This window comes from Psychroflexus aurantiacus (genome assembly GCF_010820555.1).
GTDB lineage: Bacteria > Bacteroidota > Bacteroidia > Flavobacteriales > Flavobacteriaceae > Psychroflexus > Psychroflexus aurantiacus.
Genome location: NZ_JAAIKD010000001.1, coordinates 521327 through 537204, shown reverse-complemented (window position 1 = coordinate 537204; position 15878 = coordinate 521327). Strand labels below are relative to the sequence as shown.

The following is a 15878-nucleotide window of genomic DNA, read 5'->3' as shown; positions in this document are numbered from 1 at the left end:
AATTTGAAAAGCAATACCTTTAGAGAGAGGTATTGCTTTTTAGTTTACACGCATGAATTTGAAAACGTTCACCTATCCCGAGGAGAAAAAACTAAAATCCAGAAAACTGATTAAACAGGTTTTTGAAGATGGAAAAACGATTAAAGCGTTTCCTCTGCTGATTCGTTATACCGAACATGAGGGAGAACTTCATAAAGTTGGGGTAAGCGTTTCCAAGAGAAATTTTAAAACCGCTGTAGATCGCAATCGCATCAAAAGACAATTGCGAGAAGCCTACCGTTTACATCAACAGGAATTAACAGATTCTGGAAGCAAATTTGCTGTAATGCTTATTTACATAGGCAGAAAGAAAATGCCTACGGTGAAGATACAGGAAACGCTATCAACTCTTTTAAAAGAACTGAAATGAAAAACATAAAACTTGTCATACTCACCACACTAGTCGCTATAACAAGCTATGGGTTTACGACCTTTAAGAACGATTTTTTTGAAATCGCAAAACAGATTGAAATTTTCACCAATCTGTATAAAGAGATCAATATGAATTATGTGGACGAAGTGAATCCGGCAGCCTTGATGGACAAGGCTATTGAAGCCATGTTGAGCGATCTGGATCCGTATACGGTCTATTGGAATGAACAGGAAATACAAAACGCCAGAATTCAAAACTCCGGTACCTATACTGGAATTGGCGCAGAGGTAATAAGCACACCGGAGGCGATTTTAATTAATAATATACTCAAAGATTCTCCTGCCGATAAAGCCGGCCTTAAACTGGGAGATGAGATCATCAAAATAGGAAATATCCGGGTTAGAGATTATAATGAAGATGCAGGAGAATTGCTGAAAGGTGCAACGGATACTGAAGTCATTTTGGAATTGAATCGAAATTCTACAGTTAAAACGCTGATTCTAAAAAGGGGTATTGTTAAAGAGAAGGCCGTTCCGTTTTATAAACTTTTAGAAAACAATACAGGCTATATCGTCTTGTCACAGTTCACAAGATCGGCATCTTCTGAAGTGATTGAAGCTTTTCAAAAATTGAAAGCAGAGGGAGCTACGCAACTCATTCTCGACCTCAGGAATAACCCGGGCGGACTGCTTTCTGAAGCCGTTAACGTGAGCAATGTATTTATTGAAAAAGGAACGACCATTACCTTTACAAAATCGGCTATAGAGAAGTATAACCAGACCTATGCGACTCAAAACAAAGCCCTGGATACTGAAATTCCTTTAACGGTACTCATCAATGAAAATTCGGCTTCGGCCAGTGAAATAGTAGCAGGCAGTCTTCAGGATTTGGACAGAGCCGTCGTGATCGGAAGCAGAAGTTTTGGAAAAGGACTGGTACAACGCCCTAAAAAACTGAATTACGGTACACAGGCTAAAATCACCATATCCCGGTATTACACGCCAAGCGGGAGATGTATTCAGGCACTGGATTATCGGGATGGAGAAAGCATCAGAAAAGAAAAGAAGGAATACACAGAGTTCAAAACCAAAAACCAGAGAAGTGTCTATGATGGTGGAGGGATCAAACCCGATCTTGAAGTGAATGTAGAAAAGGAAAGCAAATGGGTAAAGGCTTTGAAAAAAGAGAATCTGATCTTTGATTTTTCAGTGAATTATGTCAGTGAAAACACAGATTTGAAACTTGAAGATTTTAAATTCAATTCAGCTATTGTCGATGATTTTAGAAAATTTATCAATGACAAAAACTTCAGGTTTAAAACGGAAACCGATAAAAAGATAGAAGAACTAAAAGAAATTGCAGCTTCTGAAGATTATCTAAAGTCCATTCAATCCTCCCTGAGCGGTCTTCAAAAGGAACTGGATGAAGAGAAAAAAGAAGCCTTTCAGGAAGAAACCCAGACCCTGAAAAGACTTATCACAGAAAACATCTTAAGAATACTGGGGTATGATGAGGCCGTGTACACCTATTATACGGAAGAAGGGGAAGTTATAGACAGCGCCATTGCTATTTTGAACAACGAAAGCGGTTACCGGGAGATTTTAGGATATAAAAAGAACTAAAAAAATTAGTGACTTACCAGTTTCATGCCAATATGAGGAATGCCGTCTTCCAAATAACCTTCTCCGGAGATAACAAATCCATGACTTTCGTAGAATTTGATCAGATACTGCTGTGCGGAGATTTTAACCATGGATTTTGGATAGGTTTTAAGTGCGAATTCCAGGCTGACTTTCATCAATTCGTGTCCCAGTTTTTGACTTCTGTGCGTTTCTTTTACGATGACTCTGCCGATGCTCAGTTCTTCAAAATAAGAACCTGGCGGTAAAATCCTGGAATAAGCCACCAGGATATCTTCGTCATAAAACAGAACATGATAAGCCTTATCATCATGTCCATCTATATCCTGATACACGCAATCCTGTTCTACGACAAAAACCTCTGAGCGTAATTGTAAAATATCATACATCTGGGATGCGGTAAGTTCTGTAAAACGTAAAATTTTGGTCTCCATCAGTCTTGAACTATTATATTTTTATTGTCGGATTTATTGAATTCCGGTTGAATAGTGATGTGATTAATGCCATACTCCCTGAGTAAAATCTCTTCGATTTCAACCAGCAGCTTATCAAATTTGGATAAGCTAATATCTTCTTCAAAATCGATTTCAGCTTCCAGATGCAGTTCGATTTCATTCAATTGCCAGATGTGAACATGGTGCATGTTTTTAACAAGAGGGAGTGCATTAATTTTGGTAACGATGTCCTCAATTTCGATATGCGAGGGCGTATAAAGCATCAGCACATTAAAAGACCGTTTAAAAAGCTTTATACCCACAAAAATAAGATAAACGGCAATTGAAAACGTCAGTACACTGTCTATCCAGTAAATACCATAAAATTTCATCAGCAGGCCCCCTGCAAAAACAGCCAGGGAAGCAAGCATATCTGTAAGCAAATGAAAATAGGCCGAAGACAGATTCATATTGGTTTTTCTGTCTTTCAATAGAAGCAAAACACTTAGTCCATTACCCAGAATCGCCAAGGCAGAAAGCCAAATCACCAAATCAGAATTAATCGTCCTTGGATTGAAAAAGTGAACCACAGACTCCTTAATCAGAATAATGGCTATGAGGATTAAACTGGAAGAATTCACAAAAGCAGCCATAATTTCAGCGCGTTTATAGCCGAAAGTTTTGCCCGAGGTGGCGCTCTTTGCAGAAAATTTTGAGGCTACATAGCTTATCACCAAAGAAACCACATCGGTAAAATTATGAAGTGCATCTGAAAGCAAAGCAAGGCTTCCGCTTATAAACCCACCTACAACCTGAGAAGCCGTAATGAGAATATTAAGGACTATAGAAAAAAGTAAATTTTTCTGTGATTTTTGATGTGAATGGCTGTGACTCAAAATATACTATTGACAGGCAATTTTATCAACGCGTCGTTCATGGCGTCCGCCTTCAAATGACGTATGCAGAAAAACTTTTACAAACTCGAGTGCTTCTTCTAGGCTAATAAACCGGGAAGGAAGACTCAATACATTGGCATTGTTGTGTTCTCTTGCCAGAGCAACCAGTTCTGTATTCCAGCACAGGGCCGATCTTACACCCTGATGCTTATTGGCAGTCATATTAGCTCCATTACCACTTCCGCAAATGATAATACCATAATGAGAAGTTCCGTTTTCAACATCCTGAGCAACAGGATGAACAAAATCCGGATAATCCACACTCTCTTCTGAATCTGTTCCGTGATTAATCACCTCAATAGATTGAGACAGTAAATAATTTTGAATGGCAGTTTTGTAAGTAGTCCCAGCGTGATCGTTACCGATAGAAATTGTCATGCGTGTAGTTTTTGAATGGAAAAAACAAAGTTAAGGTATAATTTCAGTAAGTAGGGAATTTTGATCAATTTTATAGGCCCGGCATTGTCTTTCAGGAGCTTAAGGGAAAAATGAAAATTTGTATTTACAGTTGTGGATAACTTTCAAATTGAAGGGCTTTTACAGGAGGTATTTTTTAATAAAATGTGGATAACTTGAGTAAAAAAAGAAGCTTAAAAATTTTGAAATTAAAACTAAAAATAGAGGTAGATAAAAATTTGATTTAACAAAATTTTTAGAGAATAGATTTCGAAAAACTTTTGCGTTCGTTTTTTAAAGTTATCCACAGCAAGCTTGAAAAAAGTTATTCAAAAACAAGTGTTCAAACTCAAATTAGAACTGTGTATAACTTTTTAAGAGTTGTCTAATAATCAAATTTTTAGATCAAAATCATAGACTTAAAACCTGTGGATAAACTCACTTTTAAAAAAATCAAAAGGAAATTGAAAAAAGTTTTCCAGTTATACACGAGCAATAGTAATCATCATATTTAATTTTAAAATTTATAAAAAAAGAATAATAGTATTATAGATTGTGGATAAGTGGAAAACAGATCAGCTTTTGAAATCTATTTTGAGAATCGAATCTCAGTTTAAACTATTTGATTTTAAAAAAATAATGAGCTCAATTAACTTCAAACAATATGAAGATGATTTTCAAAATTATAATCTTCCAAAATAGTCTTAGCTTCTTTGAGATCTTCCGGATGTACTTTTAAGAAAATTCCTCCTAAAGCATTGGAGTAAAAAGGAATAACGCCTATAACGGTTTCATTTTGAAAGAAAAAACGAATATGTTCTTTTTCAAGTAAAAGCTTAAGCACTGTATATTCATGCGGATACGTGAATACGGCGAGCTTGATGAAGTCATTCATTTTTTTATTTAAAAATAAGAAATATAATCAGCTTACCTAAAGCTTTAAAGCAGATTTAATCTTTCTTAAAGCATGCTTGAAGTTTCTATTAAAATCTCCGGGACTGAATTAAAGTTGATGGTTTAAGAAAAAGTGTATGTACAGGTAAATGGCTAGAAATCCTAGCAGGAAGATAAGTAAGAATACCGAGATGATTTTGGCAGGTCCTGACATTGGTTTTGAATAAACACTAAAATTATAAAAAATTTAACAATAAATATTAAATTATAGCTACTATTATGCAAGTTTAACATCATTAAATTGTTAAATCCTTCATACAAAGGACTTAACAAAGATTTAGTGTGCCAACTTCGCATTCCAATTTTAATATATTACTTTTAGCGAAGATTATTTAACAACTTATGAGTAAAAAGAAAAAAGGCAAAAAGCCTTTCCAAGCCCCAGACAATCAGGATGGAGGTTTATCAAAAAAAATCCTGGACCTATTTAAAAAGCAATCCGATAAGAGTTTTGACTACAAATATGTCCTGGATAAATTAAAAATAGAAGATACCAAAACCAGAAATAAAGTCATTCGTCTGCTGGGTCAGCTGACCGCCAAAGGTCAATTGAAACATATGGAAGACAAGAAATTTCAATTTGACGGCAAAGAAGAGGATTTTCATATCGGGATCATCGATATGACCTCCCGTGGAGATGCCTATGTGATGGTTGAAGATATGGAGCAGGATATTTATGTCTCCAATAAAAACCTGAATCACGCCCTGGATGGTGACGAAGTGAAAGTGTATGTGTTCAAAAAACGCGAACGCTCCAAATCGGAAGGTGAAGTCATCACCGTGCTGACGAGAAACAAAACCGATTTTGTAGGTGTGCTTCACAAGAAGGAGAAATTCGGTTTTGTGGTGGTCGCCAGTTCAAAAATGTACACCGATATTTTCGTACCCAACGATAAAATGCACGATGCCGAAGACGGTTTGCTGGTGAAAGTCAGACTTCTGCAATGGAAAGATAAAGACGATTCCCCTAAGGGTGAAATCACAGAAGTGCTTGGCGTGCCCGGAGAGCATGAAACCGAGATGCATGCTATTTTAGCAGGTTACGGTTTACCCGAACAATTTCCACCGGAAGTTGAAGAATTTGCCAATGGCATTGATACCAAAATACACCAGTCGGAAATCAAGAAACGAAGAGATCTTAGAGATACGCTTACGTTTACGATAGATCCTGCCGATGCCAAAGATTTTGATGATGCGTTGAGCTTCAAAAAAATGGATAATGGTAATTTTGAGATTGGAATCCATATCGCCGATGTGGCGCATTACGTTCAGCCGGGAACTATCCTGGATGAAGAAGCTTATAACCGGGCGACCTCCATTTATCTGGTAGATCGTGTGGTTCCTATGCTTCCTGAAGTTTTATCCAATGGAGCCTGTTCATTGCGGCCAAATGAGGAAAAATATACCTTTTCTGCCTTGTTTGAAGTGACTCAGGACGGCAAGGTGAAAAGCGAATGGTTTGGAAGAACGGTTACCTATTCCGATGCGCGTTTTGCTTACGAAGAAGCACAGTATATCATCGATTCTGAAGACAAACACATTCCTGCTGATATTTCATTATCTCAAAAGGCTTACGAGGTGGAGCCGGAAATTGTAGAAGCTGTATTAACCTTAAACAGCCTGGCTAAAACCATGCGTGACAAACGTATGCAGCAAGGGGCCATTTCATTTGATAAAGTGGAAGTGAAATTTCATCTGGATGAAGATAACAATCCAACAGGGGTTTATGTAAAAACCAGTGAGGACGCCAATAAACTGATCGAGGAGTTTATGCTTCTGGCCAATAGAAAGGTATCGGAGTTTATAGGAAAGAGAAAGCCACCTAAAACATTTGTCTACCGTTGTCACGACGAACCTCAGGAGGATAGACTGGAAGCTTTGAATACCGTTGTTTCCAAATTTGGTTACAATCTCAACTTCCAGAACAGGGCAGAAGTGGCCAAAACCCTCAACAGCCTCTTGGAGGATGTGAAAGGTAAAAAGGAGCAAAACCTGGTGGATACCTTAACCATCAGAACCATGAGTAAGGCGTATTATTCTACCCAGAATATAGGTCATTATGGTCTGGCATTCGACTATTACTCGCACTTTACATCGCCTATCAGACGGTATCCGGATGTCATGGCGCACCGTTTACTGCAGCGTTACCTGGACCAGGACCCAAGCGCCAGTGAGACGGAGTACGAAGAAAAATGCAAGCATTCCAGTGAAATGGAAAAACTGGCGACCAATGCAGAACGGGATTCCATCAAGTACATGCAGGTGAAATATATCCAGGACCAGGAAGAAACCGAATACAAAGGCGTTATTTCCGGGGTGACTGATTTTGGTGTTTTTATAGAAATTATAGAAAACAAATGCGAAGGTATGGTGAGATTGAAGGATATTTCTGACGATCACTACGACTTTAACGAGGAGCATTATGCCATCATAGGCCGAAAAACCAAGAAGATGTATCAGCTTGGTGACGAAGTGTATGTCCGTGTGAAAAAAGCAGACCTGGTCAAAAGAACCATAGATTTTGAATTGCTGGGTTCTGTTGAAGAGGTCGCGATAGAAAGCGAATAAACCTAATAAACAGGATTTTAAAGGATCCGTATTTATAAAAAGGCGATTTAATGAAGTTCAATCTTCATTAAATCGCCTTTTTTAGGTTTCCATAACGAATAAAACAGATCTTTTTATTCTGAACCTGGCCTTCCAAGGAATGCAAGGCAGGCTTGCCTTTGTTGATTTAAAAGGCTGTCGGTACATTGCTTAAGGTCAACTGTTGACCAAAGCTCCAGTTGGGTAAGGATAACCTCTGAAGGGGAAGTGCTGGCTTAATATGAAACGTATTTACGAGATAAACTTTATAAAAACCTGAGGTTATCCCGTTACGGTTTGAGATAAACATGTATTTTTAGACATATAAAACGAGTTATGTGCAAGCTGAAAACCAAAATATGTCTTCTAGAAAATTAAGAAAATACGACTTTCTTGATAACACAAGAATTTTATTGAATTTCAAATTTGACCCAATAAAAGATTATTTGGATAACTCTGCGGGAATGATTATTCAACAAGAGAAAGAATTAAACGAAAAGTATCAAGCCTGGAATAAAAAACACTCTAATAATCCTGAGATGCCAGATGCATTTGACATTTACGAAATGGAGATTATAAATAGTTCGGAATTTCCTAACATTCTTAATCAATCAATTTATCTGACAATTTATTCAACTTTTGAAAATGAATTTTTTAAGCTCTGTGAATGGTGCCAAAATGCTGAAAATTTAAAAATTGGACCTAAAGACATTAACGGACAAGGTTACATTGGACAATGTAGAAAGTATGTAACAAATGTATTAGACGTGAATTTGGATGATTTAAATGAACTATGGGCTGAAATAAAAAAGTATCAGTTGATTAGAAATTCCATAGCTCACAATAATGGAATAATAAAATCACCGAAAAATGATGTTTTAACATTTATTGAAAATTCAAACGGAATACTATTTGATATCAAAAAATCACAAGTAAAAATTGAATCAATTGACTTTTTAAAAACTTTGATTGATAAATTGACTGATTTTATATCTGGGACAGCTGAAATAATAATGAACGGAAAAAAAGCCAGCACATAACAGCGCATAACAAAAATGGCGAGATTTGGAGCTGAAACGAAAGGTTTGTGTATTTTTATAAAAGTAAAAGTTTAACCGAAAAACTTGCGCATTTTAAGTCGCCACTTATGTTATGCGCGAACCGTTACCTGCAAGCTGAATGAACAAGACGCTAAAAAAAATAACACCATTTCTGATTTTATCAGTTTCGTCTATAATTTATGCGATATTCATTGTATTCAAGGAAAGAAATTTAGGTTGGTTTTTTTTTGTAGTTATTGCACTTATCGTCATTGGAATTTTACTTTTTGTAATTGACTTTGGATTAAAAAAATGGTTAAAGGATTACAAAAAAATATTCCTAACAGAATTGCTAGTGAGCATAATTGTTGTGGTTATTTACAATTATCAATTTCGAACAAAAACACTAATTATTCCGTCTGACTTTGACAAAGAATATGTGACTATAGTTTATGGAGTTGAAAACTCGAAAGATTTGTCAATTTCAGCAATCACTTGGAATAAAAAAATTAAAATCCCAAATAGCGGAATTTTATTGACATCTTCGGACTTTAATGAAAATTTGCCAGAAACAGACATAAAAATGGTTTCTGGAATTTATTTAAACTCTGACGAAACCGAAAAAGGATTTACTCGAATGACGGAATCGGAATTTAAATCTACTGGCCGGCATTATAAGTTCAGAACGTGGAAAATACAAGCCGGATTTTGTTGTATGTATACATCAAAAGAAGTAGAAAAATATAAAACGGAATTAAAAAACGAATTTGAAAAAATAAAAGGCAGCAGGTAAAACTGTGTATAATTAATTGCTTTGGCAAGTGCTTATCACGAAAATTCCTTCGGAATTTCCTCTGGCAAGTATTTGTTTACTAAATTAGTTGCGAACCACGCAACTAACCATACACCCCATACACCAAACGTTACCTGCCATTATGATAAAAAAAACGATATTAGTAATAATATTTCTACTTGCTCTAACTGCTAATTCTCAGGAAATTAAAATTGACACGGTTATTAAAGTTGATAATTTTAAATTATCCCTAAAAATAGTTGACACATTAGTTGAACAAAAGAAATCAAATTTTCAAAAATTGATTGGATATGCCGAATTTAAATCTGATAATTCGCACGTAAGAGCAAGATCAAGAGAAAAACTTTTTATGGAGAAATTTGACAATCTTATTAAAAAGGATTCAACAGAATTATTTTTAAAAATTGACAATGAAGATAAATGGAAATTGATCAAGCTTTCGCCTAGTAAAGGTGAGTATGAAAATACTTTATATGATTTTTATGAGAAAGAAAATTTCTATTTAGTTAGAACTCAATGGGGAGAAGGTAATAACTATAAAATTGTAAACAAAACAAACGGTTCAGTAACTGAAACTTTTGGCGAGCCTGTTTTTGCCAAAAGTGAAAATTTCATTATGTCTTTGAATGTAGACTTGGTCGCTGAATATACTGAAAATGGATTTGAATTTTTTAAAGAAAAAGATGAACAAATAATCAAAATTGGAGAATATAAGCCAAATAATTGGGGTCCTGAATGGGGTAAAGAAATAGCTGAAAATAAATATATTGTTAAGTGTTATAGTGTAGATAACTATTTGAACCAAAATGAATTCTTTTTAGAAATAAACATCAAGAATAACGGTAGGTAACATCGCATATGTTTTATGGCTAAAGTTCTTGCTGAATCTAAAATTTTGGTATGTTTATAAATGAAAAAGTATAACTAAATGACTTGCGCCTGTTTACCCGCCACAAACACATATGCAAGCCCGTTGTACTTCATTACCAGAAACCACTAACTAATGATTAAATTCTTTAGAACCATTCGTAAGAACCTCATTGCTGATAGCAAAGTTGGGAAGTATGCCCTGTATGCTGTGGGTGAGATACTCCTCGTTGTGATCGGTATCATCATCGCTGTACAAATCGGTAACTGGAACCAGAGTGTTCAAGATAAAGAGCTGCTCCGAATTTCTTTGGAAAACCTTCGTGAAGACCTTGAGATACAAAAGGAGATCATAGATGGTCAATTAGCCAATGAATCTGAAATGATTGCCAAGGCAGATAGTGTTTTAATGTTTATGCAAAAACCAATTCCCTCTCCTTCGGATATAGCACCTTTATTATTTGAACTTACGACTCGTCGTACCTTTATTGCAAATAAAGCTACCTTCAACAATCTGGAATCAACGGGTAATATTGTACTCATTAAAGACAAAGAGCTTAAGAATGAACTCATTAGATACTATCAACAGCTGGATTATCTTGCGGCAGTAATCACAAACAACAATCTATTTCTAATCGACAATATTTATGGCGTTTTCGTTTCAAACAATGGGATGAAATTCGGACAAAACCCAGACGGTAGTATTCGGCAGGATTATTCAATTGATCCTGAACTTCGATTTACTATCAATAGCCAATTATTAGGTCGTAAGGAATTTTCAGAGGCTATTAAGGGTATTACCAAAAAACAGTTAGAATCGACCGTTGAAATGATCAATCTGATCAATGAAAAACTCAGTGATAGACCTCAGTTAGCTACAACCTTAACAACCAAAGATGATTAAATTCTTTAGAAAAATTAGGCGAAATATGCTTTCAGAAGGCAATACAGGCAGGTATTTAAAATATGCCGTTGGTGAGATTATACTTGTTGTTATTGGAATTTTGATTGCTCTTCAGATTAATAATTGGAATCAGCAAAGAATATTAGAAAAGCAATCGCAACAGGTATTGGTAAATCTTCGAGAGGAAATAAACGAGAACAAAACTGAACTGGAAAGCGCAATCGAATTCTTGAAACAAAGAGTTGATAAACGTCTTGAATTTTTGAATAGTAGTGACCAGAATATTTCTGATACTGAAAAGATAAAAAAGATTAGTAGTATGGTCTTTTTCTATCTAGAAAGAATTGATCTGCCCATAATTGAAAACGAACTTGGCTCTAATAAAAAGATTTTTCAATGGTCTGAACTTACAAAAAGTATGCAGAATCTTTCAGAATCAATTGGATATTATAATAAAGGAATAGAGTATCTAGAAAATGATGTGCATTCTAATATACTTCCTTATTTAGTTAATCGAGGAGTAATGACAGATATAATGGTTAGTAAAGGAATATTAAATTCTAAGGACTATCTAAATGTAGATGCATATAACAGTGAGAATTTCAGGAATGTTATTGCCAGTAGTACATTGATGACATCTGCCCTTCTAGAAGGCGCAAATAAAGTAATAAAGGACTATAACGAATTGCTTCTCATCATTAACCAAAAAATTGAATAAAAATTAAAAAACGAAAGCACAACATTGGCTATAAGTAATCGCTTGTTCTCGCCTACTTCTGAAAATCCGCTAGGATTTTATATTTGGTTTGTACTCGCTAAATTTGTTACTTTATTACACAACAAACCATCTACATAAAAGCTATGTAAAATTTTAATAGCATATCTCCAAATGAAATCCCCCAACTACCTAAAAAAAGAACTCTACGAGCTGATCAAAACCGATGAGTCAATTTTTGATTTTATTCAAGAGTCTTCTCTAGATGGCTTGTGGTATTGGGATTTGGAGCAGCCCGAAGAAGAATGGATGAATCCTAAATTTTGGGCGGTTTTAGGATACGACCACCGTGAAATGCCGCATAAAGCATCGGCTTGGCAACATATTATCCACCCTGAAGACTTAAAACTTGCCACAGAAAACCTTATCAAACATTGCGAAAATCCGGATCACCCTTACAACCAAACGGTACGATATACGCATAAAAATGGCTCTACCGTCTGGATTAGGTGCCGTGGTTTGGCAATCAGGGATCAGCAGGGCAAACCTGTTAGAATGCTGGGGGCACACCAAGATATTACAGAGCTTAAAAACAAGGAATTACTGCTTCAGAGAACTACTGACCAACTTAGGAAGGGCCAACAAATTTCCAAAACAGGGAGCTGGGAGCTTGATTTAAAAACCAATGAGGTGTTATGGTCTGAGGAACTTTACAAAATGTTTGGCTTAGACCCTATTCTTCCTACGCCCACTTTTCCCGAGCAGAAGCAACTATACAGCCCTGAAAGTTGGGAGACCATAACGGCTTCTGTAGCCCTTGCTATTGAGCAGGGTATTCCCTATGAATTAGAACTTAAGGGCATTCGCACAGACGGAAGCCAAGTATGGATCTGGGCACGTGGAGAGGCGGTTTTTGATGAAAATAAGAATATTACTACCCTAAGGGGCGTGGCGCAAGATATAACAGAAAGGAAAAAAATTGAACTAGAGAGAGAAGCATTAAACAAACAATTAAACTACGCGCTAGACGCTTCGGGTGACGGTATTTGGGACTGGACACCTGCCAATGGCGTTACTGTTTTCTCAAAGGCTTGGGTAGAAATGCTAGGTTACGAAATGGGCGAACTTGCATTTTTAGCCAGTGAATGGGCAGAAAGATTGCACCCCGATGATGCCCAATGGGTGTTTGCTGAAATCGACAAAGTCACCCAAACCCCTGATAATGGCGACACCTTCAGCCACGAATACCGATTCAGAAACAAGGCAGGTCAGTATTTGTGGATACTGAACAAAGCAAAAGTGGTAGAGCGAAACGAAAAAGGGGAAGCCAGCAGGGTAGTCGGTACGCATACCAATATCACCGAGCAAAAAAAGAAGGAAGCAGAAATTGCTGCCATCAGCAAAGAGATAAAAGACATCACCAGTGCCATAAACGAGAGTTCTGCCCTCTCCATTACCAATACACAAGACCTATTTGTAAAAGTAAACAAACAGTTGTGTGAGCTATCTGGCTACACTGAAGAAGAACTAATCGGGCAAAACCACCATATCCTGAATTCAGACTACCACGACGGGGAATTTTGGCATAATCAGAAAGAAACGATTATGGCAGGCAAAACCTGGAAAGGAGAAATCAAAAAGCGGAAAAAAGATGGTAGTAATTATTGGGTGAGTTGTATTGTTCAGCCTGTTTTAAACGAATCGGGTAAGGTTGTACAGTACATTTCTATCCGACAAGACATTACCAAACGCAAGAAAGCGGAGGTAGAACTGACAAAAACCAAGGATTTCCTGCTGCAAACCAGCCGTGTGGCTCAGGTGGGTGGCTGGGATTTTAACAACTTGACAGGCGAAATCAGCTGGTCGGATACCATTTGTGATATCCATGAAGTGCCTCATGGTTTTGTGCCTACGTATGAGCAAATGGCTAGTTATTATGCCCCCGAAAGTTGGGCACAACTTGAGAAAGCCATCCAAAAAGCTTTGGTTGATGGTACTCCTTATGACTTAGAATTGCAACTTACAAGTTCCAAAGGCAAATTGTTTTGGGTAAGAGCAATTGGAAATAGTGAATTCAAAGACGGTAAATGTGTAAGACTCTTGGGGGTATTGCAAGACATCAACGAGCGTAAAAAGGCTGAATTAGAACTAATCAAAGCCAAAGAACAAGCCGAAGCCGCCAGCAAAGCAAAATCTGAGTTTCTTGCCAATATGAGCCACGAAATCCGTACGCCACTCAATGGGGTGATTGGTTTTACGGAGTTGCTTACCAAAACCCCACTAAACCATGTTCAACAACAATATGCTAATAGTGCCAATGTATCAGGGCATACACTCTTGGGAATTATCAACGATATTCTTGATTTTTCTAAAATTGAAGCGGGAATGTTGGAGCTTGAGGTCATGAAAACTGATATGGTGGTGCTTTTAGAAAATAGCATCGATATTATCAACTTCTCAGCAGCTGACAAAGGGATTGAGTTGTTATTGGATATCGACCCTTCTATGCCTCGTTTTGCCCATCTTGACGCTATTCGCACCAAACAGATTTTAGCCAATCTTTTAAGCAATGCCGTCAAGTTTACGGAAAAGGGTGAAGTAGCACTAAAAGTAGCCTATCATGCACTTGAAGGCAACCAAGGTAAACTTTCAATTTCCGTACGAGATACAGGGATTGGTATTACCGAGGAGCAAAAAGCAAAACTTTTCACATCATTTTCTCAAGCTGACAGTTCCACCACGCGTAAATATGGAGGCACAGGTTTAGGACTGGTAATTTCGCAAATGATTGCAGAAAAAATGGGAAGCAAAATCCACATAGACAGCACTCCTGATGTTGGCACTACGTTCTATTTTGAAATCATCACGCATTTTGATGAGGGAGTAAAACTAGATACCACACAGATTAAAGGTGTAAAACGCTGTTTGATTATTGATGATAATGATAACAACCGACTCATTCTCGAGCAAATGCTCAAGCAATGGCAGATAGCAACAGACTCCTGCAGCAATGGACTTGAGGCACTTCAGAAACTGCAAAATTCTCAACCTTATGAAGTGGTAATCTGCGATTATGAAATGCCCTATTTCAATGGTATAGACACTATCCGCCAAATGAAGGATCAATTTAAACTAAGCATCGAAAAGCAACCTGTCATTTTACTTCATTCCTCATTAGATAATGCAGAGTTGAATCAAAAAAGTAAGGAGTTAGGAATTCGTTTCCTTTTAAATAAACCCGTTAAAAGCGAAGATCTATTCAATTACCTCTCTCGTCTCCATCAAAAAGCAGCAACTCTCCCACACCAAGAAACTGAACAAACAGCAGCAGAAACAGACGAAACAAGCGAAAAAATAAAAATCCTCATTGCAGAAGACAATCCCTTGAACATGGTGCTTAGCAAAATCATGCTTTCACAACTGATGCCCAATAGCGAAGTATATGAAGCAAGAAATGGCTTAGAAGCTATTGAGCAATACCAAAGCATTTCTCCTGACTTAATCTTTATGGATGTACACATGCCCGAACTTGATGGCATTGAAGCAACCCAAAAAATCAGAGCGTTGGAAATCAATCCAAATAATCACCTTCCCATCATTGCCCTTACAGCAGGTGCATTGAAGGAAGAAAAAGAACGTTGTCTTGCCTCAGGAATGAATTATTTTTTAACTAAACCATTAGAATCCACAAAAATACAAGCAGTATTAAATAAATTCTTTCAGCAAGGAAAAAACGTCAATGCTGATTTGAAAAACATAGACACTAAAAGTGAAATTCATTTTGGATTTAGCGAACTAGCAGAAGGTATTGGAAATGATATGGAGGTGGCTCAACAATTAATATCGATGTTCATTACCGTTATACCACAAAAGATAGAACAACTCGAACAGGCATACAATGAAATAGATTTAGCAAATATCAGGACAATTGCCCATGCAATTAATGGTACTTCTCTTAGCATGCGCTGTGACATATTAGCTGATATTGCACGAAAAATGGAAAATGCTACCACAGATCGTTCCTTTGAGCATTTGGAGGCTCTGCTTACCGAACTGAAGGAAGAATGGGAGACTTTAAAGGGTATGCTAATGCAAAAGATAGATCCATTAGAGGAGTAGAAATTTACACAACATCACCTATACGCAAGCAGTGATTTCGT

The 15878-nt window shown here is 36.8% G+C and carries 13 protein-coding genes; 9 read left to right on the top strand and 4 right to left on the bottom strand.

Annotated elements, in window-relative coordinates; all coding sequences use genetic code 11:
* The first annotated feature begins 52 nt into the window (after window positions 1-52).
* On the top strand, window positions 53-409 hold the full coding sequence (gene rnpA, locus G3567_RS02335) for a ribonuclease P protein component (RefSeq protein ID WP_164003692.1): 357 nt from the start codon (window positions 53-55) through the stop codon (window positions 407-409).
* Complete coding sequence (locus tag G3567_RS02330) at window positions 406-2034, top strand: S41 family peptidase (RefSeq protein WP_164003691.1); 1629 nt, start codon at window positions 406-408, stop codon at window positions 2032-2034. Before rnpA ends, G3567_RS02330 begins: the two co-directional genes overlap by 4 nt.
* Before the next feature lie 5 nt (window positions 2035-2039).
* On the opposite strand, the gene G3567_RS02325 is transcribed toward G3567_RS02330, so the two are convergent.
* The 4 genes from G3567_RS02325 to G3567_RS02310 all read right to left on the bottom strand — a co-directional run bounded on the left by G3567_RS02325 (window position 2040) and on the right by G3567_RS02310 (window position 4733).
* Entirely contained in the window at window positions 2040-2486 is a 447-nt protein-coding gene (locus tag G3567_RS02325; protein ID WP_164003689.1) for a GNAT family N-acetyltransferase, read from the bottom strand.
* Entirely contained in the window at window positions 2486-3382 is an 897-nt protein-coding gene (locus G3567_RS02320) for a cation diffusion facilitator family transporter (protein ID WP_164003687.1), read from the bottom strand. Before G3567_RS02320 ends, G3567_RS02325 begins: the two co-directional genes overlap by 1 nt.
* 6 nt (window positions 3383-3388) lie before the next feature.
* Window positions 3389-3820: a ribose 5-phosphate isomerase B gene (rpiB, locus tag G3567_RS02315; protein ID WP_164003685.1), complete on the bottom strand. Its 432-nt coding sequence runs from the start codon at window positions 3818-3820 to the stop codon at window positions 3389-3391.
* 673 nt (window positions 3821-4493) lie between these two features.
* Window positions 4494-4733: a DUF2007 domain-containing protein gene (locus G3567_RS02310; protein ID WP_164003684.1), complete on the bottom strand. Its 240-nt coding sequence runs from the start codon at window positions 4731-4733 to the stop codon at window positions 4494-4496.
* Between the two features lie 401 nt (window positions 4734-5134).
* Here G3567_RS02310 and rnr point away from each other — a divergent pair, with 401 nt between their 5' ends.
* The 7 genes from rnr to G3567_RS02275 all read left to right on the top strand — a co-directional run bounded on the left by rnr (window position 5135) and on the right by G3567_RS02275 (window position 15837).
* Window positions 5135-7360 carry a ribonuclease R gene (rnr, locus tag G3567_RS02305; protein WP_164003683.1) on the top strand — a complete coding sequence of 742 codons (2226 nt, stop codon included), beginning with the start codon at window positions 5135-5137 and terminating at the stop codon, window positions 7358-7360.
* Between the two features lie 356 nt (window positions 7361-7716).
* Entirely contained in the window at window positions 7717-8418 is a 702-nt protein-coding gene (locus G3567_RS02300; RefSeq protein ID WP_164003682.1) for a hypothetical protein, read from the top strand.
* Between the two features lie 139 nt (window positions 8419-8557).
* Window positions 8558-9211 (top strand): hypothetical protein, encoded by a 654-nt coding sequence (locus G3567_RS02295; protein WP_164003681.1) that lies wholly within the window; start codon window positions 8558-8560, stop codon window positions 9209-9211.
* Between the two features lie 142 nt (window positions 9212-9353).
* Window positions 9354-10082, top strand: coding sequence for a hypothetical protein (locus G3567_RS02290; RefSeq protein WP_164003680.1), 729 nt, complete (start codon window positions 9354-9356; stop codon window positions 10080-10082).
* A gap of 153 nt (window positions 10083-10235) precedes the next feature.
* The gene (locus G3567_RS02285) at window positions 10236-11003 is read left to right on the top strand and encodes a hypothetical protein (protein WP_164003679.1); all 768 of its coding nucleotides are present in this window, start codon (window positions 10236-10238) and stop codon (window positions 11001-11003) included.
* Between the two features lie 25 nt (window positions 11004-11028).
* Window positions 11029-11721 (top strand): DUF6090 family protein, encoded by a 693-nt coding sequence (locus G3567_RS02280; protein WP_164003130.1) that lies wholly within the window; start codon window positions 11029-11031, stop codon window positions 11719-11721.
* Window positions 11722-11892: 171 nt separating this feature from the next.
* Window positions 11893-15837: a PAS domain-containing protein gene (locus G3567_RS02275; RefSeq protein ID WP_164003678.1), complete on the top strand. Its 3945-nt coding sequence runs from the start codon at window positions 11893-11895 to the stop codon at window positions 15835-15837.
* The last annotated feature ends 41 nt before the right edge of the window (window positions 15838-15878 follow it).